The sequence below is a fragment of the Dulcicalothrix desertica PCC 7102 genome (genome assembly GCF_003991905.1).
Taxonomy (GTDB): Bacteria; Cyanobacteriota; Cyanobacteriia; order Cyanobacteriales; family Nostocaceae; genus Dulcicalothrix; species Dulcicalothrix desertica.
Genome location: NZ_RSCL01000049.1, coordinates 15,841 through 39,994, shown reverse-complemented (window position 1 = coordinate 39,994; position 24,154 = coordinate 15,841). Strand labels below are relative to the sequence as shown.

16 protein-coding genes and 1 pseudogene are annotated in these 24,154 nt (G+C 36.2%); 8 read left to right on the top strand and 9 right to left on the bottom strand.

Features of this window, described 5'->3' with window-relative positions:
• Positions 1-130: 130 nt before the first annotated feature.
• Entirely contained in the window at positions 131-652 is a 522-nt protein-coding gene (locus tag DSM106972_RS47850) for a helix-turn-helix transcriptional regulator (RefSeq protein WP_127087311.1), read from the bottom strand.
• A 953-nt stretch (positions 653-1,605) separates the two neighbouring features.
• Between DSM106972_RS47850 and DSM106972_RS47845 the strand changes: the two genes are divergently transcribed.
• A complete protein-coding gene (locus DSM106972_RS47845) occupies positions 1,606-3,015 on the top strand; it encodes an NB-ARC domain-containing protein (protein ID WP_127087310.1) in 1,410 nt (469 codons plus the stop codon).
• 170 nt (positions 3,016-3,185) lie between these two features.
• Here DSM106972_RS47845 and DSM106972_RS47840 read toward each other — a convergent pair.
• Positions 3,186-3,392, bottom strand: a pseudogene (locus DSM106972_RS47840) (hypothetical protein); the annotation flags it as partial.
• A gap of 57 nt (positions 3,393-3,449) precedes the next feature.
• Positions 3,450-4,004, bottom strand: a complete 555-nt coding sequence (locus DSM106972_RS47835; protein WP_127087308.1) for a nuclear transport factor 2 family protein — start codon at positions 4,002-4,004, stop codon at positions 3,450-3,452.
• Positions 4,005-4,819: 815 nt separating this feature from the next.
• Between DSM106972_RS47835 and DSM106972_RS47830 the strand changes: the two genes are divergently transcribed.
• Positions 4,820-6,538, top strand: a complete 1,719-nt coding sequence (locus DSM106972_RS47830; RefSeq protein WP_127087307.1) for a diflavin flavoprotein — start codon at positions 4,820-4,822, stop codon at positions 6,536-6,538.
• 112 nt (positions 6,539-6,650) lie between these two features.
• Positions 6,651-8,360, top strand: coding sequence for a diflavin flavoprotein (locus tag DSM106972_RS47825; protein ID WP_127087306.1), 1,710 nt, complete (start codon positions 6,651-6,653; stop codon positions 8,358-8,360).
• Between the two features lie 141 nt (positions 8,361-8,501).
• On the opposite strand, the gene DSM106972_RS47820 is transcribed toward DSM106972_RS47825, so the two are convergent.
• Together DSM106972_RS47820 and DSM106972_RS47815 are read right to left on the bottom strand one after the other, a co-directional pair.
• Positions 8,502-8,885: a hypothetical protein gene (locus DSM106972_RS47820; RefSeq protein ID WP_127087305.1), complete on the bottom strand. Its 384-nt coding sequence runs from the start codon at positions 8,883-8,885 to the stop codon at positions 8,502-8,504.
• 3 nt (positions 8,886-8,888) lie between these two features.
• Positions 8,889-9,083 carry a hypothetical protein gene (locus tag DSM106972_RS47815; RefSeq protein WP_127087304.1) on the bottom strand — a complete coding sequence of 65 codons (195 nt, stop codon included), beginning with the start codon at positions 9,081-9,083 and terminating at the stop codon, positions 8,889-8,891.
• 811 nt (positions 9,084-9,894) lie between these two features.
• On the opposite strand from DSM106972_RS47815, the gene DSM106972_RS47810 reads away from it, so the two are divergent.
• Complete coding sequence (locus tag DSM106972_RS47810) at positions 9,895-12,531, top strand: DNA polymerase III subunit alpha (protein ID WP_127087303.1); 2,637 nt, start codon at positions 9,895-9,897, stop codon at positions 12,529-12,531.
• Between the two features lie 496 nt (positions 12,532-13,027).
• Here the strand turns inward: DSM106972_RS47810 and DSM106972_RS47805 are convergent, their stop codons facing one another.
• Positions 13,028-13,534, bottom strand: coding sequence for a glycosyltransferase (locus DSM106972_RS47805; RefSeq protein ID WP_127087302.1), 507 nt, complete (start codon positions 13,532-13,534; stop codon positions 13,028-13,030).
• Positions 13,535-13,807: 273 nt separating this feature from the next.
• On the opposite strand from DSM106972_RS47805, the gene DSM106972_RS51950 reads away from it, so the two are divergent.
• Positions 13,808-13,960 carry a hypothetical protein gene (locus tag DSM106972_RS51950; protein WP_158633015.1) on the top strand — a complete coding sequence of 51 codons (153 nt, stop codon included), beginning with the start codon at positions 13,808-13,810 and terminating at the stop codon, positions 13,958-13,960.
• A 315-nt stretch (positions 13,961-14,275) separates the two neighbouring features.
• Here the strand turns inward: DSM106972_RS51950 and DSM106972_RS47800 are convergent, their stop codons facing one another.
• Complete coding sequence (locus tag DSM106972_RS47800) at positions 14,276-14,545, bottom strand: SWEET family sugar transporter (protein ID WP_127087301.1); 270 nt, start codon at positions 14,543-14,545, stop codon at positions 14,276-14,278.
• 180 nt (positions 14,546-14,725) lie between these two features.
• Here DSM106972_RS47800 and DSM106972_RS47795 point away from each other — a divergent pair, with 180 nt between their 5' ends.
• The gene (locus DSM106972_RS47795) at positions 14,726-15,058 is read left to right on the top strand and encodes a hypothetical protein (protein WP_127087300.1); all 333 of its coding nucleotides are present in this window, start codon (positions 14,726-14,728) and stop codon (positions 15,056-15,058) included.
• A 123-nt stretch (positions 15,059-15,181) separates the two neighbouring features.
• Here the strand turns inward: DSM106972_RS47795 and DSM106972_RS47790 are convergent, their stop codons facing one another.
• Positions 15,182-20,566 carry a trifunctional serine/threonine-protein kinase/ATP-binding protein/sensor histidine kinase gene (locus DSM106972_RS47790; RefSeq protein ID WP_127087299.1) on the bottom strand — a complete coding sequence of 1,795 codons (5,385 nt, stop codon included), beginning with the start codon at positions 20,564-20,566 and terminating at the stop codon, positions 15,182-15,184.
• 291 nt (positions 20,567-20,857) lie between these two features.
• On the opposite strand from DSM106972_RS47790, the gene DSM106972_RS47785 reads away from it, so the two are divergent.
• Together DSM106972_RS47785 and DSM106972_RS47780 are read left to right on the top strand one after the other, a co-directional pair.
• Positions 20,858-21,229, top strand: coding sequence for a hypothetical protein (locus tag DSM106972_RS47785; protein WP_127087298.1), 372 nt, complete (start codon positions 20,858-20,860; stop codon positions 21,227-21,229).
• A gap of 332 nt (positions 21,230-21,561) precedes the next feature.
• Positions 21,562-22,596 carry an NADP-dependent oxidoreductase gene (locus DSM106972_RS47780; RefSeq protein ID WP_127087297.1) on the top strand — a complete coding sequence of 345 codons (1,035 nt, stop codon included), beginning with the start codon at positions 21,562-21,564 and terminating at the stop codon, positions 22,594-22,596.
• A 149-nt stretch (positions 22,597-22,745) separates the two neighbouring features.
• On the opposite strand, the gene DSM106972_RS47775 is transcribed toward DSM106972_RS47780, so the two are convergent.
• Positions 22,746-24,134: an aldehyde dehydrogenase gene (locus tag DSM106972_RS47775; RefSeq protein WP_127087296.1), complete on the bottom strand. Its 1,389-nt coding sequence runs from the start codon at positions 24,132-24,134 to the stop codon at positions 22,746-22,748.
• Positions 24,135-24,154: the final 20 nt, after the last annotated feature.

Sequence of the window (24,154 nt, the reverse complement as noted above, 5' to 3'; positions counted from 1 at the left end):
TTTTTACTAGTGAGACACAGAGTCCTTTGCCGTCAACGTTTCCAGCTTCAAAAAATATTTAGGAAATTTTTCTTATAAGTAGCAATACTACAATAAATAGCAATGCTTATCGAATAGTTGCTGTGTTTGATTATGACGCACGTTTGTAACGCTGTGCTTCTCTCCAAACATGGGGGGTATTATTATGATAATTGCGAAACTGACTATAAAAAAGGTTAATATTTTTATAACCGACTTCTAAAGCAATCTCATTAACGGAACAATCAGTTTTTAGAAGTAAGTTACAAGCTTCGGCTATCCGACGCCTGATAATCCAATCATTTACTGTTGTGCCAGTAAGTTTTCGCACTAAGTCAGTTAAATAAGCTGAGGAATAACCAACAGCTTGAGCGACTTCTTTCAAACGAATAGGTTGATGATAATTTAATTCAATAAACTCGAAGACTTTACGCAGTCGTGATATAGATGGAAATATAAACTCTTGAGAATTAGATTTTTTACTTTCTGGAATGATATATGATTTTTCCTGTCGTATATGAACACTAACAAGACCATTGTCTGTACTAATTACCTCGAACCCGGCTCTCTCTAAACATTTAACTAAAAGGTTTTTGGTTTCAGAAGTTTCATCAATTAATAAAATATTATTCATTTTTTCTCCTGATATTTAATCAAGTTAGACTTCGATCAGATTTTATTATTTACAACATTTGAGATATTTATAGCAGTCCTGAATCATTCATAAAATCCTTGATTTTGATATAGATACATAATTCCAAGCCGAGTATGACGATTGATTGATAAATATGGTTTTGTTCTCCTAAGCGAGATTTACTTTGTGAAATGCTAAAGCTCTGTGCTGTTCACCGTACAATGCTTGTAAAAATAATTACTTTTGCATTAGTGATGATTATTGCTGTCTAAATAGCTCGTATCATTATTAATGATTGTTGCCCAGGCATTAGATTCTGGATTTGTGAAAGAAGTCGGCAATCTTGAAACTTCTCAACGTTAATAACATGAACCACTATCAATGCAAAGAGCAATTAAATTTAGTTTGCGCTTATGACCAGCAATAAGCAATGGAAGTTTGGTATTTTTAGCAGGAACTTAAGATTTTCAACTTTTTTTATACTTGGCTTCAAATATACAAAAAAATAATAAGTATTTTTTTATACTTTTGATTATTATCAGAATTATCATATATATTTATCTATATTTATCTATACTTCCTTCACGCTTAAAGATACTGAAATCAATGAACTGCAAAGGACGCAAAGGAAGAAGAATTTATATGTAATCTTGTAGCAGGAAGGGAGTAATTATATATTTGAGTAGAAATATAATTACCGATTTTGGGATTTTAAGTATTAAAATATACTTATTATTCTGGATAAGTAACAGTGTATTTTATTTTCTATATTTTTAGATGAGGTATAAACTGCATAAATTGAAATCAGTGGCACCCAGCATGTATTGAGTGATACTTCTAAAGTGTACCTAAAAAATTTATTTATACACACTCGTACTATTTTTTAGTTCGAGAGAGGAAAGTTCAACGACTAAGAGTTTTAGGCAAAATCTGAATTAACATAAGGTGTATCAATGAAGGAATTTAAGCAGCAGAAACGTCGGCGCGGAGTCATTTTGACGAACCAAGGATTAAAAAGGCTCCAAGCAGCAACATCGGAGTCAGAAATTCAAGATAACTATGGAATTCGCTACACTCTTAATACTTTGAGCGAACGTACTTGCTTAGACCCCCATACTTTAGTGAAAATATATACTTGTAAAGCTAGGGTAGATAAACGAACCCTAAGTACCTGCTTTGAGGCTTTTAATATATCTTTGGCGCCAACTGATTATTATCAACCGTCTGATTCTGAGGCAGCATGGTGTCCATCAGAGGATAGTGGGAAGCAGCACTCAATGCGAAAACTAGATTGGGGTGAAGTACCAGATGTCTCTGTTTTTTATGGGCGTACATTAGAACTGGTAACTCTGGAGCAATTTATCATAGAAGATAATTGCCGTTTGGTAACGTTGTTAGGTATGGGTGGGATAGGTAAAACTTACCTATGCGTAAAGTTAGCTCATAAAATTCAAGATAAATTTGAGTTTGTGATTTATAAAAGTTTTGCTAGTGGGTTATCGTTCAAAGATATGTTAACCGAACTGATTCAATTCCTGTCAAATGGACACGAAGCTAGCTTACCAGAAAATGTAGATGCATTAATTTCCAGACTAATACATTATCTACGAGTTAATCGCTGTTTACTAGTGTTAGACGATGTAGAAACAATTCTGCAAAACGCTTCCGCAAGCGATGATAGCGGATGCTATTGTGAAGGTTATGAAGCCTATGGTAAACTTTTCAAACGAGTCGGAGAGGTGCCGCATCAAAGCTGCTTAATATTGATTGGTCGTGAAAAACCCAAAGGAATTGGGCAGATGACAGGTGATACTTTACCAGTTCGTTCGTTAATTTTAAAGGGTTTGCAAGTATTAGAGATACAAAAAATATTTCAAGCCAAGGGTTTCTTTATTGGTTCACCGCACGAGTGGGAAAAACTAGTCAATTTCTACGCAGGGAATCCACTTGCGTTAAACATTGCTTCTACTACTATTCAGAAGTTATTTGATGGTTATATTGCGAAGTTTCTCAACCAAAGAACTTTAGTGTTTGGTGAAATTTATGATTTGATAAGAGAACACGTTAACCGTTTATCAAATACAGAGAAGCAAGTTATAGAATGGTTAGCGTCGAATCATCCTGCTTCATTTTCTCAAATACAGAAAAGTGTATTGCCTCTAGTATCACCACAAAAATTGCTAGAGGCTCTAGAGTGCTTACAAGAACGATGTTTAATCGATAAAGCTTTACATATATCGATAGAGGAAAGAGATTATCTTTTCACATTACCGCTTGTGGTTAAAGAGTTTGTAACTGAAAAATTAATAAAATATAACGCGGAGAAAAATGGTTCTATAGTTTCATACTCAAATCTTGCCTAAAAGGTAATTTGTTTGAAACGGGCTTTTGAATTAAAAAAACCCGACTTTACATTAATTGAAGTCAGGGTTTTTAGTATTTAAGTTAATATTTAAAACAATAAGGGTTTTTGATGGAGTGGCGCCTCCTAATATAGGTAAAAGCCCAGTCTCTACTTAAGAGACCAGGCGCCTTAAATAGTAACACTACCCGTCATCATCTGTTGTGCAGTTGGTTGCGTAATTCCAACTTCTGGTTCAATTGTGACTATAACTGAAGTAGTGGTGCCCCAATTTTTTAAAGAAATTGTTTGCGTAACTTTACCAGTATAGTATGGTATAAATCGACTACAATCAACTTTTGCTCTATCTACAAATGTCCACATTCGATATACTTTCCCTTGAGGTAAATGGTAAACTCATTTAAAACCTGACAGACGTTACATGTAACGTCTCTACTATTGATTTGGATTACTGTTATCAAGACTAGACAAATCAGGTTCAATCAAGGGATTGAAATACTCTCGAATCAGAGCAATTCGCCCATCAACAACCTCAAGTACACCAATGTACTGATTCCGGTAAGGGTTTTGATTGCTTGCCATACGGAAATCACCCTGTCCTTCCAGAATCACAGCGTTGTCAAACTTTGACTGACGAAAGATTACATTCACAAAGAGAATTTGAGAATACTGGCTAAAAATTCGATTGAAAAAAGTATTTGCAGCTTGCTTACCTTCCACTCGAATACCTCCTGGTCGCAGTCTAGAAAAAGGTTGCTCTAAAACAATATTTTCTGTCACTAACTGATTAATTGTACTAATATCCTTAGCTTCAACTGCTTGAATAAATCGTTTAACGACCTCAATGCGCCCACCCGAAGTAGGTGAAGCATTCTTAATTTGAACTAAAACCCTCTGGTTTGATGGTATAGCATTTACACTACCCATAACAGACAAGCTGACGCAAAGCACAAAACCAAGAATAGCTAGTAATAAAGCTTTTCGATTCATACTGATTTCTCCTCAACAAACACTTTACTGATTAATAAATGTGAACCCATAAATCAAAGGTAAAATAACCTAGGGAAATTGTCCAAGTCGTTTTTAGCGCTCAACTAATAACTTCAGGTTATTAAATGGAACTCCGACAATTGCGCTACTTTGTTACTGTCGCATCAGTGCTGTAGTACCAACGACGGAACCGTAATGATGTTAATTTGGGCAACCGCATAAGTGCTTTTATTCAATCACCTAATTTTAGGTAAGTAAGCGGCGAAAAAATATATCACATTCATGCAGAGACGCTTGGGTATCGCGTCTCTACAATGCACTTACAAGTTGCAGCTTAAATCCTATTTTAAATTAATAACTATGTATTAAATTTTAGACGTTTTATTCTTGAGTTTATAAAAGGTATCCAAGCTGTCCTGGATGCCTTTTTATTTGTTTATAAAATTGCAGGTAATTAATTTTAACGGTGTCTTCGTGGTTAATTTATCCTTTCTCTGTGTTCTCTTGTGGTCTCTGTGGTAAAAAAAATACATGAATACACAGGCAGGATGCCTGTTCCACAAGAGTAAGAATTTAAAATGATAAATGCTGAAATAATTTAACATATATTTGGGTGTGGAAATGTTAATATATGCTCTGTTTTAAAGTTATATATACTAACTGTTTTTGTGTAATAAATACTGCTGAGAATTTGCATCATTGATTACAAGTTGACTTTTAAAAAAAATAAGCTTTAAAACAACTTTACAAAAATATTTATGAGCAGAATATAGACAGGAAAAGCTCAACTATATTAGGTGCTTCGGAGAGAACGCATGGTAGCCCTCACAGAGAACGTCCAACGTCGGCTAACAATACAGACAGTTGAAATTGCCCCAAATATTACAGCGATTCGTTCGCTTGATTGGGACCGCGACCGCTTTGATATTGAGTTCGGTCTGCAAAATGGTACGACTTATAACTCGTATCTAATTAAGGGCGATAAAATTGTCTTGGTTGATACTTCGCATGTTAAATTCCGCGATTTATATTTAGATACGCTGAAGAGTCTTGTTAACCCAAAGGCAATTGACTATATTATCGTCAGCCACACTGAACCTGACCATAGTGGGTTAGTGGAAGACGTTCTCCAGTTGGCGCCGCGCGCTACAGTGTTAGCATCGAAAGTGGCGCTACAATTTTTGGATAATTTAGTTCATGACCCGTTTAGTAAAAGAATCGTCAAATCTGGAGACCGTGTAGATTTAGGTGATGGACACGAAATTGAGTTTATATCAGCACCTAATTTACACTGGCCTGATACTATCTTCAGCTTTGACCATAAAACCAAAACGCTATTTACGTGTGATGCGTTTGGAATGCACTACTGTAGCGATGATACATTCGATGTCGATTTGGAAGCGATTGAACCTGACTTCCGTTTTTACTACGATTGTTTGATGGGTCCAAACGCACGCTCATTGTTGAATGCAATGAAAAAAATGAGCGAACTTGGAGAAATCAAGATTATTGCGAATGGACACGGGCCGCTACTTTACCATCACCTCGACTTTTTGAAAGAAAGATATCACAACTGGAGTCAAGTACAAGCTAAAGCTGACACCACAGTTGGTTTGTTCTTCGTAGGTGGCTATGGCTATAGTGATAAACTGGGCCATGCAATTTCCCACGGTTTACTTAAAACGGGTGTTGGTGTAGAAGCTCTTGATTTGAATACTGCTGATGTTCAAGAAATTCAAGGACTTGCTGGACGTGCATCGGGTATAGTAATTGGTATGCCTCCTAGCACGAGTGTTACTGCCCAGGCTGGTATTAGTTCACTCTTGGCTGTCGCGAAAGAAAAGCAATTTGTTGGTTTCTTTGAATCTTTTGGTGGTGACGATGAACCAATTGATTCGTTACGCAGACAGTTTACTGAACAAGGTATTAAAGAAGCTTTCCCAGCAATTAAGATTAAAGAAACACCAAGCCCTGCTACTTATCAACTTTGTGAAGAAGCTGGTATTGATATTGGGCAAATGCTAGTTCGTGACCGTAACATTAAGCAAGTTAAATCGCTTGATGTCAACATGGAAAAAGCACTTGGTCGTATTAGTAATGGTTTATATATTATTACTAGTCAAAAATACGGTGTTAAAAGCGCAATGCTCGCTTCGTGGGTTGCACAGGCAAGTTTACAACCATTAGGGTTTACTGTTGCTGTTGCCAAAGACCGCGCGATTGAGTCCTTCATGCAAGTGGGTGACAAAATTGTCCTTAACGTATTAGAAGAAGGCAATTACAAAGAATTAAAAAGACATTTCTTGAAGCGCTTACATCCCGGCGCCGATAGATTTGCTGATGTTAAAACGCAAACAGCAAAAAACGGGTGCCCCATTCTTGCTGACGCATTAGCATACATAGAATGTGAAATCGCTGACAGCATGGAATGCAGCGACCACTGGATTATGTACTGCACCGTCAAAGAAGGTCGCGTCGCCAAACTTGAAGGCATCACCGCAGTCCGCCACCGTAAGGTTGGAAATTATTATTAATTGTTGTGTAGAGACGTGACATGTCACGTCTCCCAAATCCACAAAGAACCACAAATCCACAAAGACGCGACGTGTCGCGTCTCTACATAATATATATCTCATCCCTTAACCTATGAGCGAAAATTCTCGTGATGTGCAAGTCTTGCCAATTGCAACAGATACTACAGTATTACGCGCGCGCAGTTGGACACGGCAACGTTTTGAAATTGAATATGCGCTCTCTAGGGGCACAACGGTAAATTCATATGTAATTCAAGCCGATAAAGTTGCCATTATTGACCCCCCTCCTGAAACTTTTACTGAAGTATACAAAGAAGCTATTAAGCGCTGTTTGGAATTAAAGAGCTTTGATTATGTAATCATTGGTCACTTTAGCCCAAACCGTATGGCTACATTACGGGCATTACTCGAAATTTGCCCTGATTTAACTTTTGTTACATCTGTACCAGGAGCCGCATATCTAAAGGCAGCATTTACTAACCCGAATTTAAAAGTGTTAGCGATGCGGGGTAAAGAAGACCTTGATTTAGGTAGAGGTCACGTGTTAAAATTTATACCAATTCCTAGCCCTAGATGGCCCGAAGGACTTTGCACTTACGACCAACAAACTCAAATTCTTTACACTGACAAACTATTTAGCGCGCACGTTTGCGGTGATGAAATTTTTGATGAAGATTGGGACAAATTTAAGGAAGACCAACGCTATTATTATGATAGTGTGATGGCGCCGAATGCAAGTCATATTAAACCAGCACTAGAGAAAATTTCTGATTACCAAGTTAGGATGCTAGCTTGTGGTCATGGGCCTTTGGTGCGATACGGCTTGATGGAACTGGTAAAATCTTACGAAGAATGGAGTCGTGCGCTTTCTCATCGTGAGATTAAAGTCGCGTTATTATATGCTTCTGCTTATGGAAACACCGCGACTTTAGCACAAGCAATTGCATTGGGTTTAACTAAGGGTGGTGTGGCAGTCGAGTTGATAAACTGCGAATTTGCCGAACCCGAAGTAATAAAAGATGCGGTGCAAAAATCGGAAGGATTTATAATTGGGTCTCCCACTATTGGAGGACATGCTCCTACACCTATTCATACAGCCCTTGGTACGGTATTATCTGTTGGTGATACCAACAAACTTGCAGGTGTATTCGGTTCCTATGGCTGGAGTGGTGAAGCTTTCGATTTAATTGAAGGTAAACTCAAAGAAGCAGGATTTAAATTTGGGTTTGAAACAATACGCGCAAGATTCAAGCCATCCGATAGAGTACTCAAAGATTGCGAAGAAGCAGCTATTGACTTTACCCAATCTTTAAAACGTGCGCGTAAAATGCGCTTACCTCAACCTGCTGCTAGTCCAGTAGAACAAGCTGTTGGTCGCATCGTGGGTTCAGTATGCGTTTTAACTGCAAGACTTGGTGAAGTCTCAACCGCGATGATGGGCGCCTGGGTATCGCAAGCTACATTTAACCCACCAGGTTTGACTGTGGCTATTGCGAAAGAACGCGCGATAGAATCACTATTACATTCAGGAAACAAATTCGTTTTAAATATCTTGGCAGAAAATAACTACCAAGAATATATGAAACACTTCCGCAAAAACTTTGCACCTGGAGAAGAACGCTTTAATGGTTTTGATACAAGTACTGCTGATAATGGCTGTACAGTATTAGGAGATGCTATAGCATATTTAGAGTGCAGCGTCAATAAACGGATGGAATGTGGCGACCACTGGGTAATATACGCAACCGTTGATAATGGCGCCGTTATGCAGCAAAATGCAGTTACCGCAGTTCATCACCGCAAATCAGGAAGTTATTATTAAATAAAAAATCCCTTCGTTCGTTTATTCGTTCGTTCGTACTAAGGACTTTAGTCCTTACATCCAACCCTGCTTTCAAACAGCAGGGTTATTTACCTTATTAGACACAAAGTCCACAGAGATAAGAAAGGCGCCTGTGCTACACTACTGACAAATAGTATTGATATATGATTTAGGTATTGCTGTTGCTACTAAAGTAACTTCTCCTTTCGCATCAATTACCCATGCATGTGCTTCAATGATTTGTTTTTCGTGTAATTGTGTAATATTAAAAGGCGCCTTCTCAAGATGATTTGATGTTTCTTGAATATTTATATCGATTAACTCAGTTGCGACTTGTTCTAAAAGCAAACTATCTGGACTTGATGATAGTCCACTATGTCCAATAATTGTAAATTTATTTTGATTACTTGCTAGTTTGCCTAGTGCTGAACAACTTTGCGCTATTTGCGTTGAAGAGTCTATTATATTGACTGGCAATTTAACCAAACCTAAGTTCTGGTTAAAACTGATAGTATTAATTGTCACATTTCAATTGAACCCAAACTCAGAACTAGCGCTTACTGTCCTACCATTAATTGTGCAAGTAGTACATCCAGGTGTAACGCTAGAATTGACTGGTAAAGTGCTATCCGGAACAATTTCAGCTAATGCAGGGTCAACCCAAACCAGATATCCAATAATTAAACTCCATAACGGGTTTAATAAGGAGATGTTTTTTCTCATAATGCTGCAAGACCTGATTACTTATCGTTAGTATTCCCAAAAAATCAGGTTTACTTAGCATTGCGTGAGTTAAAAAAATAGATATTGCTACAAATTGAAATATTCCGCAATTGCCACAAAGACAATCGTCAGCAGAATGTGTAATCTTTGACTTGTATATTCAGTGTTAGGTATTCATAATTACAAATCAAACACTGTAGAACACTTTTACACCATCCTGCTTACTTTTGATATGACTCCAGAACAAACAAACATAAGATTCCCCGTTTGGCAGTATTTAAACCAGCCCTTGCTTGGCGAAAAATCCCCTATACTCAATCCCAGAAGGTTTGCTCATGTTTACCGAGTAGAGCTTTTGCAGCGATGTTGGGAGAAACATTGCGATGCTAAGGGGCAGTATTAATATAGGTATTATTACGGGTGCAATATTTTTATTTTAGTTGTAACACGTATATATATAGCTATACTTCAGATTCCCGACCTTTTTAAAAAAGTCGGGAATTTGTTTAAATTATTTTAAGCTGCCGTAATTTGTTTATTTCTAGTTGCACTCCTTTTAATCCTTGGTTGCTGTAGATGATTGGCAACGGATTCCGGAACGGATGTAACGGATAGTTGATGCGTGAATAACTACTTTGGAGCGTTTGTAACTAATAATTTATCCGTTACATCCGTTGTATCCGTTTTAAAACGATACGAATTGTATACCATACAGTACATAAGATTTACTTTTTTTGATTACAAAATTGAAGCAATGGAGTCGCACGGGCATATAATAATGACCTGATATTAATTATTTTTATAAAAAGCTATGTCTTTCGTACCTCTACACATTCATAGTGATTACAGCTTGTTGGACGGCGCCAGTCAGTTGCCAGAATTGATAGACCGTGCTATTGAGTTAGGGATGAAGGCAATTGCCCTGACCGACCACGGTGTAATGTATGGTGCGGTTGAATTGATTAAGATTTGCCGGGGTAAGACCATCAAGCCGATAATTGGCAATGAGATGTATATTATTAACGGTGATATCACAAAACAGGAGCGGCGCCCGAAGTATCACCAAGTAGTTTTAGCGAAAAGTACTAAGGGTTATAAAAATTTAGTTAAGTTAACATCGATATCGCACCTTGAGGGTGTTCAAGGTAAGGGTATTTTTTCACGTCCTTGTATAAATAAAGAGTTATTACAGAAGTATCACGAAGATTTGATAGTGACTAGCGCTTGTTTGGGTGGAGAAATACCGCAAGCGATTTTAAGTAATAGACCAGATGCCGCGCGGAAAGTCGCACAATGGTATAAAGATGTGTTTGGGGATGATTTTTACCTAGAAATTCAAGACCACGGTTCACAAGAAGATAGAATTGTCAACGTTGAAATTGTTAGAATTGCGCGCGAGCTTGGTATAAAAATTGTTGCAACAAATGATTCGCACTTTATTTCCTGTTTTGACGTAGAAGCACACGACGCACTACTGTGTATTCAAACGGGTAAATTAATTGTCGAAGATAACCGAATGCGGTATAGCGGTACCGAGTATTTAAAGTCCGCTGAGGAAATGCGGCAATTATTTCGTGACCATTTACCTGATGATGTTATTGAAGAAGCAGTAAATAATACAGAAGAAGTTTCTGATAAGGTAGAGCAATATAATATTCTTGGTGAACCGAGGATTCCTAATTATCCAATTCCAGCAGGACATACAACCGATACGTTTGTAGAGGAGGTTGCTTGGGAAGGGATACTCGAAAAGCAGCGGTGTAGAAGTAGAAGCGAATTAGATGTTACTTATAGAGAGCGAATGGAATATGAATTAAAAATGATTCAGCAGATGGGATTCTCTGGATACTTTTTAATTGTTTGGGATTATATTAAGTTTGCTAGAGATAACAATATAGCTGTAGGTCCAGGTAGAGGTTCAGCAGCAGGTTCATTAGTAGCGTTCTCAATGGGTATTACAAATATTGACCCTGTACACCACGGGTTATTATTTGAGCGGTTTTTAAATCCTGAACGGAAGTCAATGCCTGATATCGATACAGACTTCTGTATCTCTAAGCGTGATGCAGTTATTGAATATGTTACTAGCAAATATGGCGCCGAGAGAGTTGCACAAATTATCACTTTTAACCGTTTAACATCAAAGTCGGTATTAAAAGACGTTGCCAGGGTGTTGAATATTCCCTATGGGGAATCTGATAAAATGGCAAAATTAATCCCGGTATCGCGTGGTAAACCAACACCCCTTGCAAAAATGATTGCCGACGATACCCCATCACCAGATTTTAAAGAAAAATATGATAATGACCCTAGAGTCAAACATTGGCTTGATATGGCAATACGTATTGAGGGAACAAATAAAACCTTTGGTGTACACGCTGCGGGTGTAGTAATTTCTGCCGAACCGTTAGATGAGATTGTACCATTACAGCGTAACAACGACGGTTCGGTGATAACCCAGTATTATATGGAAGACTTAGATTCGATTGGGTTATTGAAGATGGACTTTTTAGGGTTGAAGAATCTTACCATGATTCAAAACGCTCTCGACTTGATACAGCAAAATCATAACTGTAAGCTTGACCCATATGAAATTACCAGTTTAGAACGTAAAGCTCAGAGAATATTTGCCAAAGGTGGAGAAAATGCCAGGTTGCCTAATGACGTGAAAAAAACGTTTGAATTATTGGAGTCAGGTGAGCTAGAAGGAATTTTTCAGCTAGAATCATCTGGGATGAAGCAAATAGTACGCGATTTAAAACCATCTAATATAGAAGATATTTCTTCTATTTTAGCGCTGTATCGACCGGGACCATTAGATGCAGGCTTAATTCCTCACTTTATCGACCGTAAGCACGGACGTGAGGAAATTGATTATGAAAGTCATCTTTTGGAACCAATTCTTGATGAGACTTACGGTATTATGGTGTATCAGGAGCAAATTATGAAAATTGCTCAGGATATGGCTGGATATACACTAGGTCAAGCTGACTTGCTACGTCGCGCGATGGGTAAAAAGAAAGTTTCGGAAATGCAGAAGCAGCGCGAAAAGTTCATTGATGGTTCAACGATGAATGGGGTGAAGAAGCAAGTAGCTGAGAAGCTTTTTGCGGATATGTTGAACTTTGCTGAGTATTGTTTAAGTTACGATACTGAAATATTAACTATGGAATATGGGTTTTTGAAGATTGGTGAGATTGTAGAAAAAGAAATTGAGTGTTCTGTATTTACCGTTGATAGTAATGGTATTGTTTATACACAGCCTATTGCTCAATGGCATAATCGCGGGCGCCAAGAAGTGTTTGAATATGAATTGGAAAATGGCGCCGTTATTAGGGCAACCAGAGACCATAAGTTTATGACAACAGATGGGAAAATGGCGCCTATCGATGAAATATTTGCACAAGGTTTGGATTTGCTACAGGTTAGTAATTTATCTGAGGTGTAAAGCGACTGGCAACGGATACAACGGATGTAACGGATAAGTTATATCATGTCCGGGGGCATAACCATAATAAAATCTCTGTAGAGACGCGAGGAACATCGCGTCTCTACGTGATGCGGGAATTATGGGTAATCAGCCGGACATGATATTATTGGTGCAAAACAAATTTTAGTCATTTAAAAGCAACTATCCGTTCATTCGTTGCAAGCTAGCTTGTAAAAATTAAAACATATAGTTATGTTCGGTACTACTGGTTAATTTAAACCAGTAGTACTTGTGAAGTGAGTATTGTTCAGGTGCTGGCGCCGCTTATTAAACTGAACTTTGATTACAGTAACTTTGAATTTTTGATGATTTATAGAACTGGTTATAAGCATGTTAGCTCCAAGTAAGGGAATTATGATGTTTCAGGTGCGGTAATTCAGGCGCCGAAAAAGGGTAAAGCAGGTAGACCAAGAACTAGGGTACGAAATTCATTTAAAATTTTACTGTTATTACGTTATGATAAAAAGTCAAGTAAAAAATAACTTAAATAATTTAGCGAACCTTTAAATGAGTTTGTTTCAAACGAGCCAAATTTGAGAAAAGGAAAAGATGAAGTTGGGGCAACTGGCATATAAGAAGCTAAAAAACCAGGTATATTTAAAGCTTCTGCGATGTTGTAACCCCACGTAGCTAATAATGGAAAAATAATTGCATCACTTCCAAGACTCGCAGACCATCCATCTCTTAATTGTTGCTGAAAGACTTCATCGCTTATCGGATTAAAACTACCTTTACCCTCAAGTAACCTATATCCTGCTTCAGAACGCAAAAGCTCTTTGTAATCTCCTGCAATGGGAGCATATTCTATCCCCTGTTGTGTTACAAACTCTTCAAAAATTTTGTGAGTAGCAATTTTTACAGAAAACCCTGCTTGTTTTAATCCCTGAGCTAAAGCACAGAATGGATTTACGTCTCCTCTAGAACCAACGGATAATATAGTTATCTTTAGTTTTTTTGCCATTTTTCAGTTACTTAAATTACGACTAATAAATTATAAAACGTAGTTTGATGTCACAAATCTCACTTACTACCGATGCAAGTAAGCATAATCTAGTTCTAAGGCGCCTAAGCGCTTTGGGTGAATATATGCCCTTGTCGCTAGTACTACGCTCTTTGAGTTAACTGGCGCCAATATGAGTACTACTGGTTAACGATTTTAAATAGTATTTATGAACTGTAATATCAAAAAGGCTCTTTTTTGGTACTACTGGTTATGTTAAACCAGTAGTACTGCGTGAGTAGAGTACTGTTCAACGGCGCCACAAGTACCACTGGCAATACTGCTCGGTTAAGGCAATTGCGAAACGTGAAACCCCTGTTCTTACGTGACATGTCACGTCTTTACATACTGGTTGATGAAGCGGCGCTTGTAGATTACGTGAGCTAAAATATGTATGTTTTCAATGTTACTTAATATTCAGTCCATTTTAATGGACTTGTGCTATGAGCCTATGGGTTTTAACCATAGGCGGGTTAATGATAATTGAAATACGAATGAATGATAAACCTGTGTTGATAAATGGGAACAATAACCCTGAGTCATAATAAAAGCTACCTTTATGAAAAGCTTTCAATGGGTTTGTTGCCTTGGTATAGTTAGTTTGATGTTACATATCCCTGCACGCGCGCAAATTGTGCCCACCTGCCAATCAAAATCTCTTAAATCTCAACTGCCGCCATGCATCTCTCACTTATCTCGGTCTTATGTCGATTTATTTCTATAGTATATTGCCAGTAATGTTACAATTATACAGCTAATAAAACTAATTAAGTTACCATACATTAGAATCATATCATTATAATAGTAACCATACAATATACCATTGAATTGAATAATATTAAAGCCAGCAAAAGTTATTAAAGAAATGTTTTTAGCGCTTTTAGTTTTATAGATTCTAATTGCTTGTGGGACAAACAAACTAGCATTAAATATAAAACCTAAACCAAATAAGAAAGTCACTATTTCTTTCATCGCTATCAGTTTATAAAGGTACCCTAGATGACTATGGGTGTTTAGCCTTCTACTATTTTACTTTAAGTTCATAAATGCTGTATCTGAGAAACTTGTCTACTGCCTCAAGGGTGAGTTTTGTAGCAAAAGCTTAATATAAACTGCTTTATATACGTAACAATACTTTACATACGGGAAACCATGAAAGATATTATTAAACGAGGATTGCGGCTACTGTCGATGTTTTTGGTGGTGGTTACAAGTAGCATGATGTTTTTGTCATCTACTGTTGTAAGTTCTCCCTCATCTATTGATATAGATGCTATTAACAAACAAGAAAATCAAATATTAAAATCAGACAAGCCTGTTAAAGTGTCAAAACCCGATGAAGCTACTGTAATTTTGACACCTGAAGAAGCTGTGAGACAAGCAAATACTTCTGCCAAAAAACGAGAATCGTTTTCTAAAGGTCTTTTTAGCGAATCAAAGACTTTTGATAAATCCAACGGTTCTAGTAATAATAATGATAATTAGTTATAAATACTGACCTCAAAACTTATGACACGTCTTTAACAGAATATTTGTATTGCCTCGCTTGAAATTCCTTGTTTTTGGTACTACTGGTTAACTTAAACCAGTAGTACTGCCACCCTACAGCTAACGGTGAGAGGAAGGGATTTCGATGAAAAATTTTGTTCCTTTTCCTGGTGCTGAGTCACACCAAAGTTTACCACCATGTTTCTCGACTATAATTTGATAGCTAATGGATAATCCTAAACCTGTTCCTTTACCTACTTCTTTTGTGGTAAAAAATGGGTCAAATAGCTGGTGACGAAGTTCTTCGGGAATACCAATACCATTATCAGTGATGGAAATTAGTACGTTATTTTCTAAAGTTAGTTGAGTGTGAATTATAATTGTCGGTTTATAGTTAGGTTTATCCGCACATTCTTCTAATGCATCAATCCCATTGGCAATAATATTCATAAATACCTGATTTAACTGTCCGGGATAACAATCAACTAATAGTAAATTACTATAATCTTTAATCACTTGTATTTCATCACCAGATTTGGTTTTAAAATTATGCTGTAAAATCATTAAGGTACTATCAATACCCTCATGTATATCAACTTGTTTAAATTCTGCTTCATCCAGACGTGAGAAGTTTCGTAAAGAAAGAACTATATCACGAATACGTTTTGTGCCAACTTGCATTGATTGGACAATTTTAACAAAATCGTTTTTGAGAAAATCTAAATCTATTTCTTCAGCTTCTGTTTGTATCTCTAATGGCGGATTTGGAAAATGGTGTTGGTATAAATTAAGCAATTTTAGTAAGTCTAGAGCATAATTAGTAAGATGAGAAAGATTACCATGAATAAAATTAACAGGATTATTAATTTCGTGTGCAACTCCTGCAACTAGTTGTCCCAAACTTGACATTTTCTCGTTTTGAATTAATTGATTTTGAGTACATTTAAGTGAATGTAATGTTTGCTCTAGATGAACCGCTTGTTCTTTTAACGAGGTATTTTTTTCTTGTAGCTCTTGAGTTCGTTCTACAACAAGATTGTCTAAATTTTCGTAAAGACGCGCATTTTGTAATGATATGCTTATTTGTGAGCAAAGCAGCTTTAATACCTCTAATCGTTGACTTGTGAAGGCGCCTGCTGCTAAACTATTTTCTAAATAGATAATTCCGATTAATTTTCCTTGATGTAATATAGAAGTGCATAAAATAGATAATGGTTTATTTTTCTGAATATAATCATCTTCTGCATATAACTCCTCTTGAGTTGCATTAGTTAAAACAATGCTTGACTGAGTGAGTTGTACGTAGTTGATAATTTTGCTTGGAGCTTGAAGAGAAGTTTGATTGAATGGAACTCGTTTAACTAAGACTTCATCTTGTTCTGCAAAACCTGCGGCTTCTATAAATAGTTTATCATCTTCTACCGTAATCAGTAGACCATAGTCGGCGCCAGTATTTTCAATGACTATCTTTATTAGTTTATCCAAGAGTTTATCTTTTACAATTTCGCTAGCAAGGGTTTGGGAAGCTTTAATAATGCTTGCCAAATCAAGAAAATTGCTGTTATTACCGCTTGTGGTAGTGTGATTAATCGTAGAGACGCGATTAATCACGTCTCTACAAGGCGCCGTTGTTATAAACTCAGAGTAGCGCGCTTCTAAATCTTGAACTTTACTCAAAGCTCCCCAGCGCGTGTAATAATAATCAGCATCTGCAAAGTAAGGTCTTGCTAGTTTAACTTTACCCATTTCCAAGTAAAACTTAGCTGCAAGCTCATTCGCAATTGCTAAATTTTGAATATACTCGCTCGCTTGCGCTGCTTCAATTGCATCATCATACAAATGTATTGCTTCTAACTGATTATTGGTAATCCGGGCAATCTCCGCTTTGACTAATAAATACTTATGCAAATAGTTATCAGGGCAATTATCTGCCCAAAGTTTCATCTTTTCTTGATTACTACTAAGCTTTGTGATAATTTCTTCTTTTTCTGCTGCGGATGCAGTTGGGTAAATAGCAGCAAGACTTAATGAATAATAAAAATTATACTCAGTAACCGTGAAAAACCCAAAACTAGCAATTAGCTTCTCCTCTGCTTGTTTAGCAATATTACAAGCTTCGGTATAATCACTATTAAGGTATAATAACTGTATCTTTAAATAAGAATGCCAGTTAATACCGCTATCAAAACTATTTGATTGCCAAAATTTTAACGCTTCCTCTTCATGAAATAATTCATCATGGTAAGCATTCTTTTTTGTTGTAATACCTTGAAGGCGCCAAATAGTATGTTGAAGCGACAGAAAAGCCAATATCATATTTTGGTCTTGAATCTGTTGAGCAGAAATTAAATACTTACTAACTTGCTCAGAAACTTTATCCAATTGAGTACCAATAACAAACTGAGTGTAAACTAAGAAATATATTGCCCAAACTCCATAAAGTAAATCTCCACTTTCCATACAGGCAAGGTAAGATTTTTTATACAACGGTATATTAGTTTTTAAATGATTCTTATATGGATTGTGCATATGGCAGAATATATTGTAGACTTTTCCAACAAGACCAGGATGGTTATATTTCTCATTTAGCTTAACTGCTAAGGAACCAAATTCGTATGCATTGCTATAATCTCCCTGTATACCTAAAATCATTCCGTAAATGGCATAACCAAAGGAAGATGTATTTGCGTTACCATATTGAAGTGATAAGTTAACAAGTTTTACCGCTGCTGTATCTAATAAATTTGATTTAGCTGCAATGTAAGCAAGAGTCCATAAATGAATAAGAATACTAATACGAACTTGTTGATAACGCTTAGTCATCTCTGCTGCATTAAATAAATCAGCAATATTTCTTTTATTTAAGTTTAGTTCAACTTGTTTAAATTCTTGTTGAAGTATAATTTCTAATTCTTGTTCACTTTCAGGAAGATGTAAATCAAATAATTTTAAAGCTTCATATCCTGAGTGAATACCGTTTGAAAAATTACCCTGAGTCATATCGCAGTTCATTTTTAGCTGATAAATCTCAGCTTTATCAAAAATACAACTGCTATTTTCCAAAATAATTTTAAAAAGTTCTTCAGCTTCTTGAAAATTACCAGTTAAGTATTTACATTCTGCAAGCTCTCTGTACAACTTAAATGTTAGTTCATAATTATTATTCCAATTCGGACTCGATAGTAATTTTATACCTTTCTCTAAAAGTTTAATTGATGTTGTATAAGCAGTTGAAGCTTTGGCTTTTTTAGCAGCAATTAAATTAAGTTCTGCTAATTTTATCTTTTCTCGCTGGGAAGTAATTAAATCTTGACCTATATTTAGATGACTGACAATATCGAAAATTGTATCTTCTATATCTTGGTTATTGCTTGCAAGCAACAAACGACCTATTTCTAAATGAACAATTTTTTTATTTTCTTCGGGAATAAGTGCATAAGCAGCTTGTTGTACTCGGTCGTGCAAAAAGCGATATTCAATAACTTCATCGAACTCTTCTAAAACACGAGGAGTTTTATAAGTATCGCTTAAGGGTAATATTAAACCAGATTGTATAGCTTCCCATAACTGGGATGCAGTTATAAAATGAGAATTTTTGTTAACTGTAGCAAGGACAGTCAAATTAAAACGGTTTCCTATACATGCTGCTAGTTTGAGAATATTTTGCGTAGGTACTGATAAATTACTGATTTTGCCAATCATTAATTCTACAACATTATCGGTGATTGCAGCTAAGGTGATTTCTTGAATATCCCATTCCCATTCATAAGTCCTTAAATTAAACTTAACTAATTCTGAGTGGAAGAGTGATTTTAGTAGTTGTGTAAGGAAAAAAGGATTAGCATCTGTTTTTGACATACATAGCTCTGCTAGAGATAGTGATTTTTCAGGAGAGCAATTAAAAGTTTCGCTTAATAGTGCATTTACATCAGTCAGTTCTAAATTTTTGAGTATAATTGTATTGATAGTTCCATGATGCGAACGTATATCATCTATAGTTAGCATGAAAGGATGTGCAGGGTTAACTTCATTGTCACGATAGGCGCCGATTACAAGCAAATATTCAATAGAAGTATCAGTGACTATTAAGTTAATTAAATTAAGAGAAGCGACATCAGCCCATTGTAAATCATCCAGAAAAATAACTAGTGGATGCTCATGAGTTGCAAAAATACGTACAAACTCTTTGAATACGCGATTAAATCGGTATTGAGATTCGTTAGCTCCTAAAACGGGAATTGGAGGTTGTTTACCAACAATCAACTCAACTTCAGGTATGACATCAATTACTACCTGCCCATTATTTCCAAAAGCCTGTAAAAGTTTTTGGCGCCATTCTTCAATTTTATCATGACTCTGGGTTAAAATTTGCTGAACCAACCCACGGAAAGCCTGAATTAAAGACACATACGGTACATCACGTTGAAATTGGTCGAACTTACCAGCAATGAAATATCCATTTTGTTTAACAATTGGTTTATGTATGGACGAAACCAAAGAAGATTTACCGATACCCGAATAACCACCAACTAGCATTAACTCGGTGGCACCATGACTAACTCGCTCGAACGCTTGTATTAACATCGCTACTTCTTGTTCACGACCGTACAGTTTTTGAGGTATTAAAAGCTGTGTAGAAAAATCTTGTTGCCCAATAGTAAAATTAGGCACATAGTTAGATTCTTCTAAAAATTGTAAACAACGCTCTAAATCTGCTTGAATACCCAATGCAGTTTGATACCTATCTTCAGCGGTTTTAGATAACAGCTTCATGACAATATCTGAAACAGCTTTGGGAATATTTGTATTTTTATTGCATGGTGATACAGGAATTTTAGCAATATGTGAATGTACTAACTCCATTGGGTCTGTCGTTGAAAACGGTAACTCACCAACCAGCATTTCGTAAAGAGTAACACCAAACGAATAAAAATCGCTACGATAATCTAGCGCGCGGTTCATTCGACCCGTTTGCTCAGGAGAAATATAAGCAAGAGTTCCTTCTATGACATCATAATTGCAAATATTTGGTTGTTCTTTAGATAATTGCGTAGCAATACTAAAATCAGTAACTTTGACAATCTTTTTATCTAAATTAATAATTATGTTTTGAGGATTAATATCTTTATGAATAATATGATTTGAATGTATTTGATTAATAACTTTAATAATTTTAATGCCTATATTTAAAATATCAATTAATGTAAGATTGCTTATAGACAGAGCTTTTTTCAGTGGAATACCAGCAAAATCTTCCAAAACAAGCGCAAATCCCGACGAGTATGATTCCAAAGCGTATGGCGTAACAATTCCTGGTAACTCCAAATTTTTAGTTATTTTGTACTCATGCTTAATAGAAGTAATTTCTTGAACCGTAGGGTACTTGCTACTAAGTATTTTTACTATAACTGGCATTTGGTCAGCATTTCTTATACCTCGATACACCAAAGTACGTTTACCAGCATGGATTTGCTCTAATATACTGTAGCCTAGCAGCTTCATCATAATCTATATAGGGATATTAATTATAACTACAGTTTTAGTATTCCCATATTTAAACAATAAATAGATAATTAGGCGCCGCGTGAGTAGTACTGGTTATCACGTTTTATAGTATTTTTGCATTATTTTGTTTGAAATTCCTTGTTTTTGGTACTACTGGTTAACGTTAACCAGTAGTACTACATTTCTTAAATATGTATACATGGTATTTTTTATAACATAAATTCAGTACATGTGTTCGGAACCAGCAACTAGCTAGTTGTATCAATTAGTTATGTATTTTGAAAAAGTATAATGAAAAAGATTATGGAATTACAAGGTTTTGCTAAATTTCATCAGCTTCTTAAGCTAGACCAACATCCATCTGACATGGGATTTAGTTCTAAGGTGAGAGCGGGGGATATAATTCGATTTGCGAGTAGAGTCAGACTTGCCAAAAGCTTTAAGGGGATTAATATTGATGGGTATTCGCAGGACGCTAATTATGGTTATAATGCTTTTTTCTTAGTCTTTTTGACGCATTCGGCTTTAGAGCGATTTATAGAAATAAGCGCGCTCAATTTAGATGCACTAGATTTTATAATGGCGCCTTATAATCCAGAAAAAGTTATTGAAAAATTTTTGGAAAAAGATAAAAAAAGCTTACTTTATAATTTTATCTACTAGAGAGTAAATAAAAAGCTAAAGGTTAAGTTAAGTGACTGTATAAATAATAACAGTACAAATATTGCTCATATATCAGCTTCTATTCGGCATATATTTGCTCATGGGCACCTATGCGCGCATTCCAATGGTGTTAATCCAAAAAACGTTTATTCTATTTGTATATCACTATCAGATTTTTTACTTAATTTCATGGATGCTGAGTTTGCAAAAAAGATAGATGAGCATTATTACTCTACCTGTATTTTACAAGCACAAACAATTCTTTTGGATGAGATGGGTTCTAGCGATGTATCCTTGGAATAATTGCGTGCGCGTTATCTTTAAGGGGCGACATGAGTACTAATGTAGAAAACACACCAAGAGTAAATCGTCAATTCCTGCTTGCTTCTCGTCCGGTTGGAGATATTAAAGAAAGTGACTTTGAGTACAAAGAGGCGCCTGTGCCAACTCCCAGCCAAGGGGAAGCACTGGTAAGAAATTTATATTTGTCGCTTGACCCTACTAACCGCATTTGGATGAGCGACATGGTGCAGTATATGCCACCAGTAGAGTTAGGGGAAGTAATGCGAGGTGTTGCTATTGGAGTTGTAGAAGAATCTAAGAATCTGTTCCTTAAACCAGGAGATATAGTCACAGGACTTTTAGGTTGGCAAGATTATGCATTGTTAAAAGAGAACCAAGCAAACTTTGTAACTAAAATTAACCCACCTTTACCTGACCCCTTATTTGCTGCAGTGGGTCCACTGGGTGTTACTGGTGTAACAGCTTATTTCGGTTTGCTAGAGATAGGGCAACCAAAACCAGGAGAAACAGTTGTAGTGTCAGCAGCGGCAGGCGCCGTTGGTTCAGTGGTAGGACAAATTGCTAAAATTAAAGGCTGCCATGTAGTTGGAATAACAAGTTCAGACGAGAAATGCCAATGGTTAACTTCTGTTGGTTTTGATGCAGCAATTAACTATAAAACTACCGACTTAAACAGCGCGTTAACAAATGCTTGCCCAAATGGTGTTGATATATACTTCGATAATGTCGGTGGTTCAATTTTAGATACAGTAATGTCGCATCTAAATCTATTTGCGCGCATTCCTCTGTGTGGTTTAATCTCAACTTATAACTCTACCGAACCAGTACCAGGACCATACAACTTTGGTTTGGTTTTAATGAAGCGTTTACGGATACAAGGATTTATTGTTAGTGATTATCATAATCGTTGGCATGAGGCAATTAAGGATATTGGAGAGTGGATGAAGCAAGGGAAAATAAAACAGGAGTATGAAATAGTTGAAGGTTTAGAAAAGGCGCCAAAGGAAATTATGAAACTTTTTAATGCAAACAAAATAGGTAAATTAATTATTAAAATTGTATAAATTATCTATTATGTTCAGAGGAGATTTGAAAAGTTTTATTTAATTCGTAATTATTGGTTTAATCCCCCCTGCCCCCCTTATTAAGGGGGGTTAGGGGGGATTTTATAAGATTTTAGCTAAATGTGATACTTTTCAAACATTCTCTTAAATCAAATATTTGAACCGACAATTCGCTTCAGCCATTGCAATTTTCCTTTATAAGGAGCATATCGAAGCTTTATATCAAATAAAAAAGACCTTTGCAGTACGGTTTTGTAATGGGAAAAAGTTTCAAAACTAGTTTTACCATGATAGCGACCAATACCGCTATCACCTACACCACCAAATGGTAATCCAGAAGCAGCAGCTTGCATCACAGTATCATTTATACAAACTCCTCCGGATGATGTGTTTTGTAAAATTCGCTGTTGCAGTTTTTTATCTTGAGAAAATAGATATACAGCCAAGGGTTTTGGTTGAGAGTTAATGATGGTTATAGCTTTGTCGATATCACCATATTCAATTATTGGCAGGATGGGTCCAAAAATCTCTGATTGCATGACTGCTGAAGTTAAGGAAATATTATCTATGACGGTGGGAGCAATGTAGCATTCGATTTTGTTGCTTTCTCCACCTATACAAATATGACCATCTTGCAAAAACTTAACTAGTCTGTCAAAATGTTTATGATTGATAATTCTGCCATAATCAGGGCTTTTGGCTGGATTATCGCCATAAAATTCTTTGATACTTTTTTGAAGAGCAGTTAACAACTGAGGTTTGATGTTTTTATTGACTAACAGATAATCAGGCGCCACACAAGTTTGTCCAGCATTGAGAAACTTACCCCATATAATGCGTTGGGCGGTACATTCAATGTTAACATCAGCATCTACAATACAAGGACTTTTTCCGCCTAATTCTAAAGTTACTGGTGTCAGATGTTTTGCAGCTGCTTCCATAACAATTTTACCAATAGCTGTTCCACCAGTAAAGAATATATGATCAAATTTATCTGCTAGTAGTTGTTGGCTAGTGTCTACACCACCTTCTACTACAGTGATATACTCTGAAGCAAAAGATTTGGTGATAATTTCGGCTATAACTTTAGAGCAATTACTCGCTAATTCTGATGGTTTAATGATGGCGCAGTTACCCGCTGCAATCGCTCCTACTAATGGAGACAAAGTTAGCTGAAATGGATAATTCCAAGGTCCAATTATTAAAGCTATTCCAAGTGGTTCTGGGTAAATGTGTGCTGAGGCAGGGAGCTGTTGGATATTAGTTGCTAATTTTTGCGGCTGCATCCATTGTTTCAGATTTTTAATTGCATAATCAATTTCGCTAAGTATCAAAAGTATTTCTGTCCCATAAGTTTCAACTTCTGCTCTGTTTAAATCAGCTAATAAGGCGTGTGTAATATCTGTTTGATGTTGAATTATCGCTTGTTTTAGAGCTTTTAGTTGAACAAGACGAAAAGCAAAATCTTTAGTTGTACCACTTTGAAAAAATTTCCGTTGTTTGCGAATCGTATCTGATATTGATAGTTGAAAAATCATATTTTTATAGAGATGATAAT